This is a genomic window from Arminella tubonensis (genome assembly GCF_003240585.1).
Taxonomy (GTDB): Bacteria; Pseudomonadota; Alphaproteobacteria; order Rhizobiales; family Rhizobiaceae; genus Rhizobium; species Rhizobium tubonense.
Genome location: NZ_PCDP01000035.1, coordinates 409,505 through 426,135, shown reverse-complemented (window position 1 = coordinate 426,135; position 16,631 = coordinate 409,505). Strand labels below are relative to the sequence as shown.

The 16,631-nt window shown below is 60.3% G+C and carries 13 protein-coding genes; 8 read left to right on the top strand and 5 right to left on the bottom strand.

The genetic code is table 11. The features are described 5' to 3' along the window. Positions 1–2 precede the first annotated feature (2 nt). The 4 genes from CPY51_RS13720 to CPY51_RS13705 form a co-directional block, all read right to left on the bottom strand. Positions 3–1,412, bottom strand: coding sequence for a circularly permuted type 2 ATP-grasp protein (locus tag CPY51_RS13720; RefSeq protein WP_111160755.1), 1,410 nt, complete (start codon positions 1,410–1,412; stop codon positions 3–5). 340 nt (positions 1,413–1,752) lie between these two features. Next, the gene (locus tag CPY51_RS13715) at positions 1,753–3,405 is read right to left on the bottom strand and encodes a DEAD/DEAH box helicase (protein ID WP_111160754.1); all 1,653 of its coding nucleotides are present in this window, start codon (positions 3,403–3,405) and stop codon (positions 1,753–1,755) included. Between the two features lie 303 nt (positions 3,406–3,708). Next, positions 3,709–4,857: an alpha-hydroxy acid oxidase gene (locus CPY51_RS13710; RefSeq protein WP_111160753.1), complete on the bottom strand. Its 1,149-nt coding sequence runs from the start codon at positions 4,855–4,857 to the stop codon at positions 3,709–3,711. A gap of 91 nt (positions 4,858–4,948) precedes the next feature. Continuing rightward, positions 4,949–6,535: a trimethylamine methyltransferase family protein gene (locus tag CPY51_RS13705; RefSeq protein ID WP_111160752.1), complete on the bottom strand. Its 1,587-nt coding sequence runs from the start codon at positions 6,533–6,535 to the stop codon at positions 4,949–4,951. Positions 6,536–6,747: 212 nt separating this feature from the next. Here CPY51_RS13705 and CPY51_RS13695 point away from each other — a divergent pair, with 212 nt between their 5' ends. Continuing rightward, positions 6,748–10,584: a response regulator gene (locus CPY51_RS13695; RefSeq protein ID WP_195909519.1), complete on the top strand. Its 3,837-nt coding sequence runs from the start codon at positions 6,748–6,750 to the stop codon at positions 10,582–10,584. On the opposite strand, the gene mnmC2 is transcribed toward CPY51_RS13695, so the two are convergent. Next, positions 10,573–11,310 carry a tRNA (5-methylaminomethyl-2-thiouridine)(34)-methyltransferase MnmC2 gene (mnmC2, locus tag CPY51_RS13690; protein ID WP_111160751.1) on the bottom strand — a complete coding sequence of 246 codons (738 nt, stop codon included), beginning with the start codon at positions 11,308–11,310 and terminating at the stop codon, positions 10,573–10,575. The genes CPY51_RS13695 and mnmC2 overlap by 12 nt on opposite strands. Here mnmC2 and CPY51_RS13685 point away from each other — a divergent pair. The 7 genes from CPY51_RS13685 (at position 11,309) to CPY51_RS13655 (ending at position 16,629) form a co-directional block, all read left to right on the top strand. Beyond that, entirely contained in the window at positions 11,309–12,499 is a 1,191-nt protein-coding gene (locus CPY51_RS13685) for an NAD(P)/FAD-dependent oxidoreductase (RefSeq protein WP_111160750.1), read from the top strand. The two genes, mnmC2 and CPY51_RS13685, sit on opposite strands and share 2 nt — an antisense overlap. 100 nt (positions 12,500–12,599) lie before the next feature. After that, positions 12,600–13,307 (top strand): DUF1045 domain-containing protein, encoded by a 708-nt coding sequence (locus tag CPY51_RS13680; protein ID WP_111160749.1) that lies wholly within the window; start codon positions 12,600–12,602, stop codon positions 13,305–13,307. A gap of 175 nt (positions 13,308–13,482) precedes the next feature. After that, positions 13,483–14,406 carry an allantoinase PuuE gene (gene puuE / locus CPY51_RS13675; protein WP_111160748.1) on the top strand — a complete coding sequence of 308 codons (924 nt, stop codon included), beginning with the start codon at positions 13,483–13,485 and terminating at the stop codon, positions 14,404–14,406. Then, on the top strand, positions 14,406–14,903 hold the full coding sequence (gene uraD, locus CPY51_RS13670; protein ID WP_111160747.1) for a 2-oxo-4-hydroxy-4-carboxy-5-ureidoimidazoline decarboxylase: 498 nt from the start codon (positions 14,406–14,408) through the stop codon (positions 14,901–14,903). Before puuE ends, uraD begins: the two co-directional genes overlap by 1 nt. Further along, on the top strand, positions 14,904–15,923 hold the full coding sequence (gene alc, locus CPY51_RS13665) for an allantoicase (RefSeq protein WP_111160746.1): 1,020 nt from the start codon (positions 14,904–14,906) through the stop codon (positions 15,921–15,923). 53 nt (positions 15,924–15,976) lie between these two features. Continuing rightward, positions 15,977–16,270: a nucleotidyltransferase family protein gene (locus CPY51_RS13660; RefSeq protein ID WP_111160745.1), complete on the top strand. Its 294-nt coding sequence runs from the start codon at positions 15,977–15,979 to the stop codon at positions 16,268–16,270. Beyond that, entirely contained in the window at positions 16,267–16,629 is a 363-nt protein-coding gene (locus tag CPY51_RS13655; protein ID WP_111160744.1) for a HepT-like ribonuclease domain-containing protein, read from the top strand. Before CPY51_RS13660 ends, CPY51_RS13655 begins: the two co-directional genes overlap by 4 nt. The last annotated feature ends 2 nt before the right edge of the window (positions 16,630–16,631 follow it).

Sequence of the window (16,631 nt, the reverse complement as noted above, 5' to 3'; positions counted from 1 at the left end):
GGTTAGTCCTCCAATACCCAAGTGTCTTTGGTGCCGCCGCCCTGGCTGGAATTGACGACCAGCGAGCCCTCCTTCAGGGCGACGCGCGTCAGCCCGCCGGGAATGATCTGGACCTTGTCCGAGACAAGGACATAGGGGCGAAGGTCGACGTGGCGGGGCGCGATGCCCTTGTTGACTAGGATCGGCACTGTCGAGAGCGATAGCGTCGGCTGGGCAATGTAGTTGTTTGGCCTTGCCTTCAGCTTCTCGGCGAACTCGGTGCGCTCTCTCTTGGAAGCGGTTGGTCCGACTAGCATGCCGTAGCCGCCGGAGCCGTGGACTTCCTTCACGACCAGTTCCTCCAGATGCTCGAGCACGTATTTGAGGCTGTCGGCCTCGGAACAGCGCCAGGTCGGAACGTTTTCCAGCAGCGGTTTGCGGCCGGTATAAAATTCAACGATCTCAGGCATGTAGGAGTAAATCGCCTTATCGTCGGAAATGCCGGTGCCGGGCGCATTGGCGATGGTGATGTGGCCGGCGCGATAGACGTCCATGATGCCGGGGATGCCGAGCGCCGAGTCAGCCCTGAATGTGAGCGGGTCGAGGAAGTCGTCGTCGACACGTCGGTAGAGCACGTCGATGGCCTCGTAGCCGCGGGTGGTGCGCATCTTCACCTTGCCGTCGATGACGCGCAGGTCCGAGCCTTCGACCAGTTCGACGCCCATCATGTCGGCAAGGAACGAGTGTTCGTAATAGGCCGAATTATAGATGCCGGGGGTCAACACGGCGACGCGCGGCTTGCCCATGCAGCCGGGAGGTGCGAGCGAGGCAAGGCTCTGGCGCAGGAGTAGCGGATAATCCTCGACGCGCTGGACCTTGTTCTGATGGAACAGTTCCGGAAACATCTGCATCATGGTTTCGCGGTTTTCCAGCATGTAGCTGACACCGGAAGGCGTGCGGGCATTGTCTTCCAGCACGTAGAACTGGTCCTCGGCGGTGCGGACGATATCCGTTCCGACAATGTGGGTGTAGACGCCGCCGGGGGGCCTGAAGCCGATCATCTCGGGCAGGAACGCGATGTTCTTTTCGATCAGTTCGCGCGGCACACGACCGGCGCGGATGATTTCCTGCTTGTGGTAGATGTCGTCGAGAAAGGCGTTGAGGGCGATCACCCGTTGCTCGATGCCCTGCGCCAGTTTGCGCCATTCGCGGCCGGAGATGATGCGGGGGATGATGTCGAAGGGAATGAGTTTTTCGGAACTATCAGCGTGTCCATAGACCGCGAAGGTAATGCCGGTTTTCCGGAAGATGTTCTCCGCATCGCGGGACTTGGCTATCAGATGCGCTCTATCTTGGTTGGCATACCACTCTGCGTATTTTTGATAAGGCTCGCGAGGATTTTCCCCCGCCGTTATCATTTCATCGAATGCCAAAGCTGCGTTCCCCGATTTTTCTTCATTTGAATACAACGCCTATCGCAATGCAAGAAGCATGCACAGTCGGAGCGAGATTTTTGGTCAACGCCAGAAATGGCCGAAAGACGCCGGTTTTCCGGGCACGGCAGATCGAGGGTCGATATCGCTGGATAAAGTGACGGCGCGGACGCGCCTAAATCCTGGGCAATTGACCGGTTTCGTTGCTTGCAGGTTGTATCGAAGGATTGGCAATTCTCGAGAGGGGAATATTGCCAGGCAGCCGGCCTATCCAGAAAAGGAAAGCGGCGGGATGGCTCCCGCCGCTCTTCATATCATCATATCATTGAATAGGATCGGCTTACGCCTGTTCGCGACGCGGGCCAGGGCGACCGTTGCTCGGCTTGCGAGCCTGGCCGTTGTTGCCGCCGCCGGCTTCGTGACGACCACCGCGGTTCTCGCCTGCCTTGTGAGGAGGACGACCGTGGGCGTTGCGACCGTTGCGTGGAGCGCCTGCCTCATGACCGGCGCCGCCGGCCGGGCTGTGACGCTGCGGCTGCTTTGCGGGACGGAAATCCGAAGTCGAGGTCAGATCGTTGTCGATTTCAGGACGAGGCGCGCGTTCGGCTGGGCGCTGGCCACGGAAGTCTGCGCGTGGAGCGCGATCGGGGCGATCACGACCTTCGGCACGGAACTCGCGAACTTCGCCTTCGGGGCGTGGGCGACGGGCAGGGCGACCGTCGGTACGTCCCTGGCCGGGACCTGCACCGCGACCCTGGCCACCACCACGATTGCCGGCACCAGCGCCGCCGCGGTTTCCACCGCCGCCGCGTGCGGGACGACCGCGATCGGCTGGAGCTTCGCCGCTGGCAACCGCGATATCGATGCCCATGAGGCGTTCGATATCACGCAGCAGACGGGCTTCGTCAGGAGCGCAGAAAGCGATGGCGATGCCGTCGCGACCGGCACGGGCCGTACGGCCGATGCGGTGGACGTAAGCGTCGGGAACTTCCGGCAGGTCGTAGTTGTAGACGTGGGATACGCCTGGGATGTCGATGCCGCGGGCGGCAACGTCGGTTGCGACGAGAACGCGGACTTCGCCGTCCTTGAAGGACTTCAGAGCCCGTTCGCGCTGACCCTGGCTCTTGTTGCCGTGGATCGAAGCGACAGCGAAGCCGACATGTTCGAGATGCTTCATCAGCTTCTCGGCACCATGCTTGGTGCGCAGGAAGACCATGGCGCGACCGTCAGGATTAGCGGTCATGGACTCCTTCAAGAGCTCAGTCTTGTGGTTCTGGCCGGAAACGAAGTGAACATACTGTTCGACCTTGTCGGCTGCCTTGCCCGGAGGTGTAACTGCGACCTTGACCGGGTTGCGCAGGAAATCGGCTGCGAGATCGGCGATTGCCTTCGGCATGGTTGCCGAGAACAGAAGCGTCTGGCGGTTTGCCGGCACCATCTTCGAAATCTTGCGGAGGTCATGCACGAACCCAAGGTCGAGCATCTGGTCTGCTTCGTCGAGGACGAGGTAGGAGACATGGCCGAGCGTCACGGCGCGACGGGCGATCAGGTCGAGAAGGCGGCCGGGTGTTGCGACGAGGATGTCGACGCCGCGCTCCAGCTGCATCTGCTGCTTGTTGATCGATGCACCGCCGACGACGAGGCCGATCTTGAGCGAGGTCTTGCGGACATAGTCCTTCAGGCTTGCAGCGATCTGGTTGACCAGTTCGCGGGTCGGAGCAAGGATCAGCGTGCGCGTGCTGCGGTGCTGGGGAGCCTTGCCGTCCTTCATGAGCATTTCGATGATCGGCAGGCCGAAGGCCGCCGTCTTGCCGGTGCCGGTCTGCGCCAGACCGATAAGGTCATGGCCCTTCAGAACGAGCGGGATAGCTTCAGCCTGGATCGGAGTGGGAGTCTCGTAACCCTGCTGCGTAAGAGTGGTAACAATCTGTGTGGACAAGCCAAGATCGCTAAAATTCGTCAATTCAATTGCCTTTCGAGGCGCCAAAAACATTAGCCCGGACAGCGTTTTGCGGTCCGGTCGATTTCTGGCGTCAAGAACCCCGCGTGAAGTGGGAACTTGTAAGTTGGAAAAAAGCTTTCCAGCGCATAGGATTGCCGCATCAGGGCAATCGGTATTTAGAGCGCTTTTGTCCTTCTCTTGCGGGTCGTTTTTTTTCGCAGGGCACGCTCACGCGGCGGCCGGGAAGGTGAAAGCTGACCCGCATTTGGTCTTATTCGCGACCAATGTCAAGGGCCCTTGTTCAAAGACACTCCGAATATGCATAGCCCGAATTGGGGTGCCCAAAAAATGGGCCTATTGCCGGAAGCGGAGATTTTGCGCGGTGAGTTGGTCAATCGACGAGCAACCCATCAGCTTCATGCCACGCTCAAGTTCGCGGCGCATCAGTTCCAGCGCGCGTTCGACACCCGGTTGACCGGCTGCGGCAAGCGGGAAGAGATAGTACCGCCCAAGCCCGACCGCTTTCGCGCCGAGCGACAGGGCCTTGAGCACGTGTGTTCCGCGCTGTACGCCGCCGTCCATCATGACATCGATCCGGTCGCCGACGGCATCGACGATCTCGGCTAGCTGGTCGAATGCAGTACGGGAGCCATCCAGCTGGCGGCCGCCATGGTTGGAGAGCACGATGCCGGTGCAGCCGATATCCACCGCGCGGCGCGCGTCCTCCATCGACATGATGCCTTTCAGGCAAAACTGGCCGTCCCAGTTCCGAGCCAGTTCGGCAACGTCGTCCCAGGACATGGAAGGATCAAGCATTTCGGTGAAATAGCGGCTGATCGACATCATGCCGCCGCCGAAATCGACATGATTTTCGAGTTGCGGCAGGCTGAAGGGCTCATGCGTGGCATAGTTGATCGCCCATGCCGGTTTGATTGCGAATTGGGTGACACCGGCGAGGTTGAGCTTGAAGGGAATCGTGAAGCCCGTGCGGAGATCTCGCTCGCGGTTGCCGCCGGTAATCGAGTCGACCGTCAACATCAGCACGTTGACGCCGGCCGCCTTGGCGCGATCCATCATTTCACGGTTGAGGCCGCGATCCCGGTGGAAGTAGAGCTGAAACACTTGCGGGCCGTCGCTGATGCGGCGAGCCTCTTCAAGGCTGATGGTTCCCAGTGACGAGACGCCGAACATGGTGCCGACTTTGGCCGCAGCCGCAGCAACAGCTCTTTCGCCTTGGTGATGGAAGAGCCGCTGCAGAGCCGTCGGCGAGCAATAGACCGGCATTGCCAGCTTTTGACCCATGACGGTGACAGACATGTCGACATCGGTGACGCCGCGCAACACGTTGGGGACAAGATCGCAATCGTCGAAGGCTGACGTATTGCGCCTGTAGCTGACCTCGTCGTCAGCACCGCCGTCGATATAATTGAAGATCGGACCCGGAAGGCGTTGCTTTGCCATTCGGCGGAAATCGTGAAAATTATGGCAGTTTGCGAGCCGCATGCTTTTCCTCGGCAGTTGCTTTTGGGGCCGAAGCTAGCACTGCGCATTTCCTGCTCGCAAGTTTTACGTGCAGTTTTCGGCGTCGCAAAGTCTAGAAATCGGTTGGTACGCCGCCTTCGGCCTTTCGCTTGGCAACGAAGGCGTCCAGTTGCTCCTCGATTGCCGGGTCCAGTGGTGGGCGCTCGTATTTGTTGAGGACTTCCTTGAAGACGCGGTTGGCGTGATCGTAGGTGGTGGGCCGGCCGGCTTCCGTCCAGGTCTCGAAATTGCGCCAGTCGGAGAGGATCGGCGAATAGAAGGCGGTCTCGTAACGGGCGAGCGTGTGCGCCGTACCGAAGTAGTGACCGCCGGGGCCCACATCGCGCACGGCGTCCAGAGCCAATGCGTCTTCGCTGACGTCGAGCGGCGTCAGGAACTCGGCGACCATCTGCAGCATGTCGACGTCGAGGATGAATTTTTCGAAGGAGGCGGTCAGGCCGCCTTCGCTCCAGCCGGCCGAGTGCAGCACGAAGTTGCCGCCGCCCTGCGTGACTGCCCATAGCGAAAGAGCGGATTCGTAGGCTGCCTGCGCATCGAGCGTGTTCGACGCATTGGTATTCGAGGTGCGGTAGGGCAGGCCGTATCTGCGGGCGAGCTGGCCGCCGGCCATCACGGCCTTCATGTATTCCGGCGTACCGAATGCCGGCGCGCCGGTCTTCATGTCGACATTGGAGGTGAAGCCGCCATACATGACCGGCGCACCCTTGCGCACCATCTGGGTGAAGGCGATGCCGCAAAGGGCTTCGGCGTTCTGCTGCACGACAGCGCCGGCGATGGTTACCGGAGCCATGGCGCCGGCAAGCGTGAAGGGGGTGACGACGACAACCTGATTGCGCGACGACATCTCGATGATCCCCTGCAGCATCGGCCCGTCGAGGCGAAGCGGCGAGGAAGAATTGATGATTGTGTAGAGCGAGGGTTCGCGCTCCATCTGTTCCATCGAAATCCCACGGCCGATACGGGCGATCTCAATGGCGTCGAGATTGCGTTGCTGGCCGAGCGAATAGCAATGGAATGCCTTGTCGGTCAGCTTGACGATATCCGACAGGCAATCGAGGTGGCGAACCGAGGCATGGATATCGATCGGCTCGACCGGATAGCCACCAGTCATGTGGATGACGTCGAAGGATTGGGCAAGCTTGATCAGCTTGCGGAAATCCTCCTGGTTCCCCGCCCGGCGCCCACCTTCGCGGTCGGCGACGAAGGGCGCGGAGGCGACCTGCGCAAAGACCAGGTTCTTGCCGCCGATCTGGACGTTTCGAAGCGGATTGCGGGCATGCAAGGTGAAGGTCGAAGGCGCCGACGCGATCATGTCCATGATGAGGCCGCGGTCGAAACGGACACGTTCGGTGCCCGGCGTGACATCGGCGCCTGCAGCCTTCATGCGTTCGCGCGCTTCCGGCAGGATGATGTCCATGCCGATTTCTTCGAGGATGGTCAGGGATGCGTTGTGGACGTCATCAAGCGCTTCGGGCGACAATATCTGGGTGTGCGACAGGTTGTTGACGAGGTTGAGGTACTTCGAGCCGTTCGTTTTGCGAATCCTGTCACCGCCACGCCCGCCGGTTCGCCGGCGCCGTTCGACGGGAATGTCGGTTGCTTCAGTCTCGTGCAAGGCCGGTTTTGTCGTATCGTCCATGGCTCTGATCCATCCGATTCACTACCGATGATTCTTCGCAGAATTCCAATTTCGATGCTGCTGTTATTTGCGACTTACCTTCGGCCGTACTGGGATAGCGCTCAATTTGGAACGGCATGAGAGAGGGTCAGGTATGGTGAATGATTTATTAAAACTCTCTGTGATATGTCACTGTAACGTTGCAACGCGAGTTTGCGAGAAGTGAGACATTGTTGACTGCGCGGGGAGAGTTGCTGGAGATCGCCTGCCGCCGAATAGCGGATCTGGATCGTCCGGCCTACATCAAGAACAGCGACCTGCGCTATGTCGCAGTCAACGATGCTTATGCACGTTTTTTCGGGCGAGAGATATCCGATTTCATCGGGCGCCGCGGCGGTGAACTTTTCGAGCCGACCGAAGGGCAGGATCGTGAGGACAAGGAGCGTCGCGCGATCGTCTTCGGCAGCGAGGAACTCGCCACCTGCTTCGATCCGCATCGAAGCCAACAATATCGGCTGTTGATAGAAAGCTTCATGCCGTCGGAAGATCGCTCCTATGTCTTCGGGATGTTTCAGGAAGCTCCTGCGGAGCTTGTCCGCACTGCCTATGAGGGCGCAGACGCCGGCGCCGACATTGCGAGGATTCGCGAGCGCCTCGAGAATTCGCCGCATCCCGTCGGCATCTTTGCCGATGACGGTCGAGCGCTCATTGCCAACGCGGCCTACCGCGCCGGAAATGATACGCCGGCTGTTGCCGCTGAAACTGCCATTTCGTCCGCTGAAAACGGCGCTGCGGTTCACTCCATTGTCGCCGAAAGCGCGCTGGACCTGATGGATGTAGGGGTGTGCATCTACAACGAGCGTGATGAATTGATCTACCAGAATGCGCCCTGGCGGGAATTCTACCGCCCGGTGCTGGGGGAGGTGCCGCTTGGCGTCACGCTGCGCTGGATCTGCGAGAGGGTGTTCGACCATTGGCAGCTGACCTATCCCGAGCAGATCGTCGCTGCGAAGATCGATCGGGAGACCTGGATCGCGCGCCGGCTGGAGGCATCCACCAAGCCGCACCAGGATTCGGTGGAGCGGCTGCTCAGCGGCCGCTGGCTGCGCAGCATCAACAAGCGCATGGCAAACGGCCAGCTGATCGGTCTTCGCATCGATGTTACCGAGATGAAGGAGCAGGAGCTGCTCCTTCGCAAGCATGTCGATGAAATCGGACTTTACCGGACCATTCTCGAGGATCTCCCTGTCGCGGCATTCGTACGGGATGACAACCATCGGCTGGTTTATCTGAATGAGGCCTATACCGGATTGACCGGCCTTACCCGCGCGGAGGCGCTCGGAAAGACCGAATATGAAATGTTCGAGACAGGCGCGTCCGAATTCCACGCAGAAAACGAGCAGGTTCTGCTTGAGGGCCGGGCGCTGGAATTCGAGGGCGAGGTCGTCGATCCCCTGAAAGTGGCGCGTCCGATCATGACCCGCTCCAATCGCGTCATCACCTCCGACGGCAAGCGTTATATCGTCGGCTCGATGACCGATGTGTCGGTCCTGAAGCTCCGGCAGACACAGCTGATAGAGGCGCAGGCGGAGGCTGAAGCCCTGCACGAGGATCTGGAAAGCATCCTGCGATCCATGCCGACCGGTGTGATGATCCTCGACGCAAACTATGATGTCGAATATGCCAACGACGCCCTCTATGAAATATGGGATTTTCCGCGGGAAGACCGGCTGGAAGGCAAGCCGTTGCGGGAGCTGGTGGCAAGGCACAAGGAAGCGGGCCGCTATGGCGACGATCCAAGGGATGCCGAAACGATCTACCAATCGCGCATCGAGGTTTTCGGCGCTGCCGGAACCCACGACCAGACGGAGCTGAAATTCGAGGAGGGCAAGGTCGTCATCCTCGATTCTCGCCGTATCTCCGGCGATCGCCTCCTGCTCGCCTATTCCGATATTTCTTCGGTGCGCCGACAGGAGAGAGAAATCACGGCGGCACAGAATGCGCTGGAGCAGCTCGGCGAGCTGATGAGGGATGCGACGCATGCGATGTCGCAGGGCCTCCTTATCGTCGAGGCCGGCATCATCATGCTCACCAACGATGTTCTCCCGGACATGCTGCGTGTTCCTCCGGACTATCTGCAGGCAGGAGAGCATTGGGCGAGAGCTTTCGAGCATTGCGCGGCGCGCGGCGACTTCGGCGATGAGCCCGAGGCGCTTCGCCTGGCGTGGGGCGAGAGCATCCAGTCGCGCAAGCCGATCTCGACGGTATTCCGCGTTGCCAACGAGCGGTGGATCCAGCTGGAAGCCACGATCAGCGCCGGCGACCGATGGATGTTGGTGCTCACCGACGTCACCGAAATGAAGGAACGCGAAGCCGAACTTCAAAGGCTGCTTGCGCGCAGCGAAGCGGCCGACAAGGCCAAGTCTGAATTCCTCGCCAATATGAGCCACGAGATACGCACGCCGATGAACGGGGTGCTCGGCATGGCGGAGCTTCTTGCCAAGACCAAGCTCGATGCGCGCCAGAAGACCTTCATCGATATCATCGTCAAATCAGGCAATGCCCTTTTGACGATCATCAACGACATCCTGGATTTCTCGAAGATCGACGCTGGTCAGATGAGCCTTCGCAAGGTGGCGTTCGATCCGGTCGAGGCAATCGAGGACGTGGCGACGCTGCTATCGTCGCATGCATCGGAAAAGGATATCGAGCTCCTTGTGCGGGTGTCGCCGGCGATGCCGGCAATGGTGCTGGGCGATGCCGGTCGCTTCCGGCAGGTGGTGACCAATCTTGTCGGCAATGCCGTCAAGTTCACCGAGCGCGGGCACGTGCTTGTCGATGTCGATTGCCGAACGATCGACGGGGGCGGGCCGATGATCAGCGTGCGCGTCGAAGATACCGGCATGGGCATCCCCGACGAAAAGGTCGACTCTATCTTTGAAAAATTTTCACAGGTGGACGGATCCTCGACCAGGCGCCACGAAGGTACCGGCCTTGGACTTGCCATTACGGCTGGGCTGGTCGATCTCTTCGGGGGCTATCTCGAGGTCGAAAGCGAGTGGGGCAAGGGGTCGGCTTTCACAGTCCATCTGCCACTACCGCCGGCTGCCGCTCGCCATGATCCGAAGCACGTCCCCGTCAACGTCAAGGGCGCTCATATCGTCGTCATCGACGACAATGAGATCAACCGCCGTATCCTGACAGAGCAATTGGCGATGTGGGGTTTTGACGGCGTCGCGGCCGAGGACGGCAAGACCGGGATCGCCATCCTCGAGGCTGCGTTCGAGATGCAGTTGCGCGTCGATGCCGTGATCCTCGATTACCACATGCCGGAAATGAACGGCGCCGACGTTGCACGTCTCATCCGTAGCGACAGCCGGTTTGGCGACTTGCCGCTGATCTTCCTCACCTCCATGGACGTGGCGGGCAACGACAAGGAATTCGCCGAGCTGAGCGGTCAGGCGCACCTGATGAAGCCGGCGCGTGCCAATGTGTTACGCAATACTATCGTCGAGGTCGTCAGGACGGCGCGCCAGCCTGAGGGTTCGGCCAAGCAGAAGCCCGCCGCTGCTCCAGCTCCATCCCCACCGGTTTCGGACGCCCGCGCCGAGCTTAAGATGGCCATCGAGGTCGCTGAACGTGCCCTGCAGCGGCAGGCGAACGCGATCGAAATCCTGGTTGCCGAAGACAACGAGGTCAACCAGATCGTCTTCACCCAGATATTGCAGTCCATGGATGTCCGATTTCTTGTGGTCAAGAACGGCGAGGAAGCGGTCAAGGCCTGGGACGAGCTGCGCCCGGCACTGATCATGATGGATGTTTCGATGCCCGTGATGAACGGCCTTCAGGCAACCAGGGCAATTCGCCGGATCGAAGCCGAGGAGGGCATGGGCTCGCATGTACCGATCGTCGGCGTGACGGCGCATGCACTTGAAAGCGACCGCGAGATGTGCCTTGCCTCCGGGATGGACGACTATATGTCGAAGCCGATCAGTCCCGAATTGCTGGAAGCAAAGGCAGAGCGCTGGCTCGGCAATTCTGGCGAAGAGGCGGCGCGGTCAAGCTCCTGAGGGGAAATCGTCTAACCCTTTGACACCGCAAAGCATTTCCCTCTTTCCGGCAAAGCCTTTGCGACGCTCGACGACGAAGCCCGCAGCCTGAAGATTACGGCGGACAAAACCTGCGGCTGCATAGGTCGCGAAGGTTCCGCCTGGTACGCTTTTGTCGTGGATCAGCTGCATCAGCTCCGCCGACCACATATCGGCGTTGCGCGATGGAGCAAAGCCGTCGAGATACCAGGCGTCGAAGCCCATCTCGGCATTTCGGACCCCATCCGCCGCCGGGCCGCAGACGACGGTCAGCCGCGTCTGTTCGTCGAGATCCAGCGCGACGATGCCGCTCGGATCGGCCGGCCAGCTTGCCACCAGCGCTTGTCGCTCAGCGTCGATCTCCGGCCAGCGCGACAGGGCGCGGTCGATCTCCTCGGCGCTCATCGGATAGAGCTCGAACGACATGAAATGCAGTTTTGCGCCGGGGGTGCGATTGAGTTTCCACTGTCGCCATGTCTCGCTGAAGTTCAGCGCCGTGCCGAAGCCGAGTTCGCCGATCAGGAAATCCTTATGGCTCTGCCAGCGGGCGGGAAGGCCGTTGCCTTCCATGAACACGTGGCCGCATTCGAGGCGACCGTCGGTCTGGCAATAAAAGTGATCGCCAAAGGCCGGTGAATAAGGCATATCGCCGTCGCGCCATTCCAGCGGCAGGTTCGCGGGCGGCGGCTCTTGAATTGGATCTGTCATGGGAAAAGCCGATAATCCGGCAAGACCTTCCGGTCAATCGTCTGCCGATCTGCTGATCGTCGGCGGTGGCATCATGGGGCTGTGGGCTGCGGTCCATGCAGAGCGCCAAGGCATCGATACAATACTGGTCGACGCCGGGCTTTTGGGGCAAGGCGCCAGCGGCGGCGTCCTCGGCGCGCTGATGCCTTATATGCCGGATCGCTGGGATAACAAGAAGCAGTTCCAGCTCGAAGCACTTGTTTCGCTGGAGACCGATATCGCCGAGCTTGAGGGCGAGACGGGGCTTTCTGCCAGTTATCGTCGTTCCGGCAGGCTGATCCCCCTGCCGAAGCCGCATCTGCGCAAGATTGCCTTGGGCCATTCGCGCGACGCGGACAGCCATTGGCGACATGGCGAATCTCAGTTTCACTGGAATGTGGTGGACGAACCCGTCGGCGGCTCGGGCTGGATCGATCCGGCCGCCGGCGAGAGCGGCTTTGTGCATGATACGCTTGCGGCTCGTGTGGCGCCGCGTGGGCTGATCGGCGTGCTTTCGGCTTTTCTTCGTCGGGCGCGGCATGTCCGGATCATCGAAGGCGTTGAGATCACGCAGATCGATCCTGATCGTGGTATCGCCTTGACCGACGACGGAAGCATTCGTTTCGGCCGCTGCATCCTTTCGGCCGGTCATCGCTCGTTTCCCCTGCTCGACAGCCTGACGGATGGTCTGCAGAAGCCGCTCGGCCAGCCGGTCAAGGGACAGGCGGCACTGCTTCGCGCTGACGTCGATCCGGGCCTGCCGGTGCTGTTTCGCGACGGGCTCTACATCGTTCCCCATGAAGGCGGACTGGTCGCTGTCGGCAGCACTAGCGAGAACCGGTTCGGCGACGCGCTTTCCACCGACGAACAGCTCGACGGTCTTCTGTCAGCGGCGCGGGCCATGGTACCCGTCCTTTCGGGGGCAGAGGTGGTGGAGCGCTGGGCCGGATTGCGGCCAAAGGCGATCGACCGCGATCCGATGATCGGCACCCATCCAGACCACCCTTCGCTGATCGCGTTGACCGGTGGCTTCAAGATCACCTTCGGGCTGGCGCATCGGCTTGCCGAGGTTGCCTTGGGCGAGGTTTCGGGTACCTCGTTGGCTGCGGCAAAAATGCCAGACGGCTTTACATTGGCGAGCCACATTGGCGTCGCTTCCCGCAAAACGTGAATATACCGCCCGCGCTTCGTCAATCTGTCACGCAAATCACCTATCCCGTTGGCCGAAGGGCACCCGCAGGGATGCCTGCGCTCCCTGCGGAGGAGGTCACATGCGATACGCCATCTGCTTTACACCTACTCCGAGCGATCCCCTGACGCTCGTCGCGGCAAACTGGCTCGGCCGAAACGTCTATTCCGGCGAGATTGTGGAGCCGCCGCGTATCCGCGGACTTGGCATCCACGAGGTCGCCTTTCACACGGCGCTGCCGCGTCGATACGGCTTCCATGCCGTGCTGAAGGCACCGTTCCGGCTTGCCGATCCAACCTCGGAACCGGCCTTGCTGCGTGACCTGATGCGGTATGCCGGCACGCTGACGCCGTTCGAACTGCCGCCGCTGGAAATTGCCAAGCTCGGGAACGTTTTCGGATTGGTACCTTCGTATCCTTCAACTGCCCTTAATTATCTTGCCGCGGCACTGGTCCAGGAGTTCGATCGATTTCGTGCGCCACTTTCGGAGGCCGAGATCGACTGCTCGGATCCGGACGGTCTTTCCGCGCCGCAATTCACCAATCTGCACCGCTGGGGCTGCGCTCACGTCATGGACGAGTTTCGGTTCCAGATGCTGCTCACCGGCCCGGTCGGCCCGGCCGACATGTCACGGATGGAGCAGGTGCTGCACGACTTCTTCGGGCCCGTGCTTGCGGAACCGGTCGCTGTCACCAACGTCGCTCTGATGATGGAAGAAGGCAGCGGCGGCCCGTTCCGCGTACATTCGCTGCATCCCATGGGTAAAGTCAGCGCTCGCAAGATCGCTTGAGCGAACGCGCTTTGCTGCAAAGCGATGCTGCGCACTTTCCGTCTCGACAATAACGCCAGCGATGCTTACCGTCGCATCAAAGCGCGTCGCGCTTTGGCTCTTTGTTTATGCATGTCTTTCGCCCAAAATCGCTCCACACTTTTGGGAGACATGCATTATTCGAGAAGGTGGTTCGATGGTGTCCGATACATATCCCCGCAATCTGGTCGGCTATGGCCGCAACAGTCCCGATCCGAAATGGCCGGGCGAGGCGCGTGTGGCGGTACAGTTCGTCATCAACTACGAGGAGGGTGGTGAAAGCTCCATTCTCGATGGAGACCCGGCTTCGGAGAACCTGCTTTCGGAGATCGTCGGCGCTCAGCCCTGGCCGAACCAGCGCAATCTCAACATGGAATCGATCTACGAATATGGCTCGCGCGCCGGTTTCTGGCGACTGTTCAGGCTGTTCACCTCGTTGAAAGTCCAGGCGACGGTTTATGGCGTGACGCTGGCCATGGCGCGCAATCCCGAGGCGGTCGCAGCCATGAAGGAAGCGGGTTGGGAGATCGCCAGCCATGGTTACCGCTGGCTGGAATACAAGGATTTCCCCGAGGAGCTGGAGCGCAAGCACATAGCTGAAGCAGTGCGCCTTCATACCGAACTGACCGGCGAGCGACCCTACGGCATGTACCAGGGCAAGCCCTCCGACAATACGCTGCGGCTGGTGATGGAAGAGGGTGGGTTCCTCTATTCGTCGGACAGCTATGCCGACGATCTGCCCTATTGGGTGAAGGGCATTGATGACAAGCCCTTCCTGATCGTTCCCTATACGCTCGACACCAACGACATGCGTTTCGCGACGCCGCAGGGCTTCAATTCCGGCGACCAGTTTTTCGGCTACCTGAAGGATGCGTTCGATACGCTCTACGAGGAAGGCAAGGAAGGCAGCCCGAAGATGATGTCGGTCGGCCTGCATTGTCGGCTTGTCGGTCGCCCGGGCCGCATTGCAGCCCTCAGGCGCTTTGTCGAATATGTGCAGAAGCACGACAAGGTGTGGATTCCGAGGCGCATCGAAATCGCGCAGCACTGGCACCAGCACCATCAGCCGGACACGCTCTGATGATCACGCGCTACGACTTCGTGACGCGCTTTGGCGGCGTCATCGAGCATTCGCCTTATCTTGCTGAACGAGCCGTGGATGCGAAGATCATTCCCGAGCCGCTGACCGCGACTGGTATCCACACCGCGCTCGTTACGATGTTCCGCGCCGCAAGTCCGGCCGAACGGCTGGCTGTTCTCCGGGCGCATCCGGATCTTGCCGGGAAGCTTGCGATATCGGGGAAGCTCACCGCCGACAGCAGGCAGGAACAGGCGGGTGCCGGCCTTGACCGCCTCACCGCGCAGGAGCACGCGCGCTTTACCGAACTCAACAAGGCCTATGTCGCCAAGTTCGGCTTTCCCTTCATCATCGCGGTGAAAGGGCTGAGCAAGGACGATATCCTCGAGGCCTTCGAAATGCGGATCAACAACGACCGCGACGCCGAATTTTCGACCGCAACCGCGCAGGTGGAGAAGATCGCCCTGCTGCGCCTGCAATCCATGCTTCCGGAGACTTGAATGACTGACAATGCCTCACCCCTTCCGTCTTTCGCGGTCGGCGCCATCAACCTTGCTTCAGCCCGGCTCGGCGCCAAGGGCATCTCTGTCACCGACGATTTCTTCGCGCCGCTCGACCGTATGCTGCAGGATGTACCGGCAAGCTTCGATCCGGACCTTTATGACGACAACGGCAAGTACATGGACGGCTGGGAAAGCCGCCGCAAGCGCGTGCCCGGCCATGACTGGTCCGTCATCCGTCTTGCCATGCCCGGCCGCATTTTCGGCTTCGATGTCGACACCAGCTATTTCACCGGCAACTATCCGCCGCATTGCTCGATCGAGGCTGCGTTCGTGGCCTCCGGCGATCCGACCGATGCGACGGAATGGACAGAGCTTCTGGCAAAATCGCCGCTCGGGCCAAGCGCGCATCATTTCTTCGAGACGACTGGCACGGATAAGGTCTGGACGCATCTGCGCCTGCACATCTATCCCGATGGCGGCATCGCGCGCCTCAGGGTCTATGGAGCTGCCCATTTCGACTGGTCGAAAGTCGGCGCGTCCGAAGAGGTCGATCTCGCCTATATCTTCAATGGCGCCAAGTCGCTTGCGTGGTCGGATGCGCATTACGGCCATCCGGACAAGATGCTTGAGCCAGGGCGAGGCCGCAACATGGGCGACGGCTGGGAGACCAAGCGCCGGCGGGGTCCCGGGCACGACTGGGCGATCATCCGTCTCGGCCATCCCGGCATCATCAAGCGGGCCGTCGTCGACACCGCCTTCTACAAGGGCAATTTCCCCGACACATGCGAAATCCTCGGGGCCTATCTGCCCGGCCATGGTGATACCTTTAGCGACGCCGAGGTCGCTGCATCTGAAAGCTGGAAGCCGCTGCTGTCACGCCAGAAGCTGCAGATGGACCACATCCACGAATATGGCAGCGACAAGCTCGCCGATATCGGCCCGGTGACGCACGTCCGCTTTGCAATGCATCCCGATGGCGGCGTCATGCGGCTCAGGTTGTTTGGGAACAAGGGTTGAGGTATTTTCAATGTGCCGTCCTTTCGTGGTGGCGGCACAAGGAGCAACATGGAATGAAACCCTCGGAAGCGTTGGAAAAAAACAGACAGGCGATACGCGAGGCGACCAGGCGCTTTAACGCGGCCAATCCACGTGTCTTCGGGTCGGTTGCCCGGGGAGAAGATCGGCCGGACAGCGATCTCGATATCCTTGTGGATGCGTTGCCTGGGTCGACCTTGTTGAGCCTTGGCGGATTATTGGAAGAGCTTGAGCAGTTGTTGAAAGGCACATCGGTACATCTACTTACTCCCGGCGATTTCCCCGAAAAGGCGCGAACGCGCGTGCTTGCCGAAGCAAAGCCGGTATGAGTTCCGAAGGCCTGCAAGGCTATCTAGATCGCATGCATGAAGCGGCATCGGATGTCTCTAAGTTCATCGAGGGAATGGAGAAGGATGCGTTCCTAAAGGACGTCATCATGCAACGCGCCATTGGCATGAGTCTTCTCATGGTCGGCGAAGTGGCAACGCGGATCATTGAAGTCTATCCCGAATTTGTCGAGGAACATTCCGAACTGCAGTGGCGCCAAATCCGCGGCATGCGAAATCGCATCGCCCACGGGTATTTTGACATTGATCTAGGCCTCGTTTGGGACACGGCCAAAAAGGCCATCCCTGATTTGCTCGACAAGTTATATCTCATCCGTCATTGGCAAGCTGAGGGCGAATGACG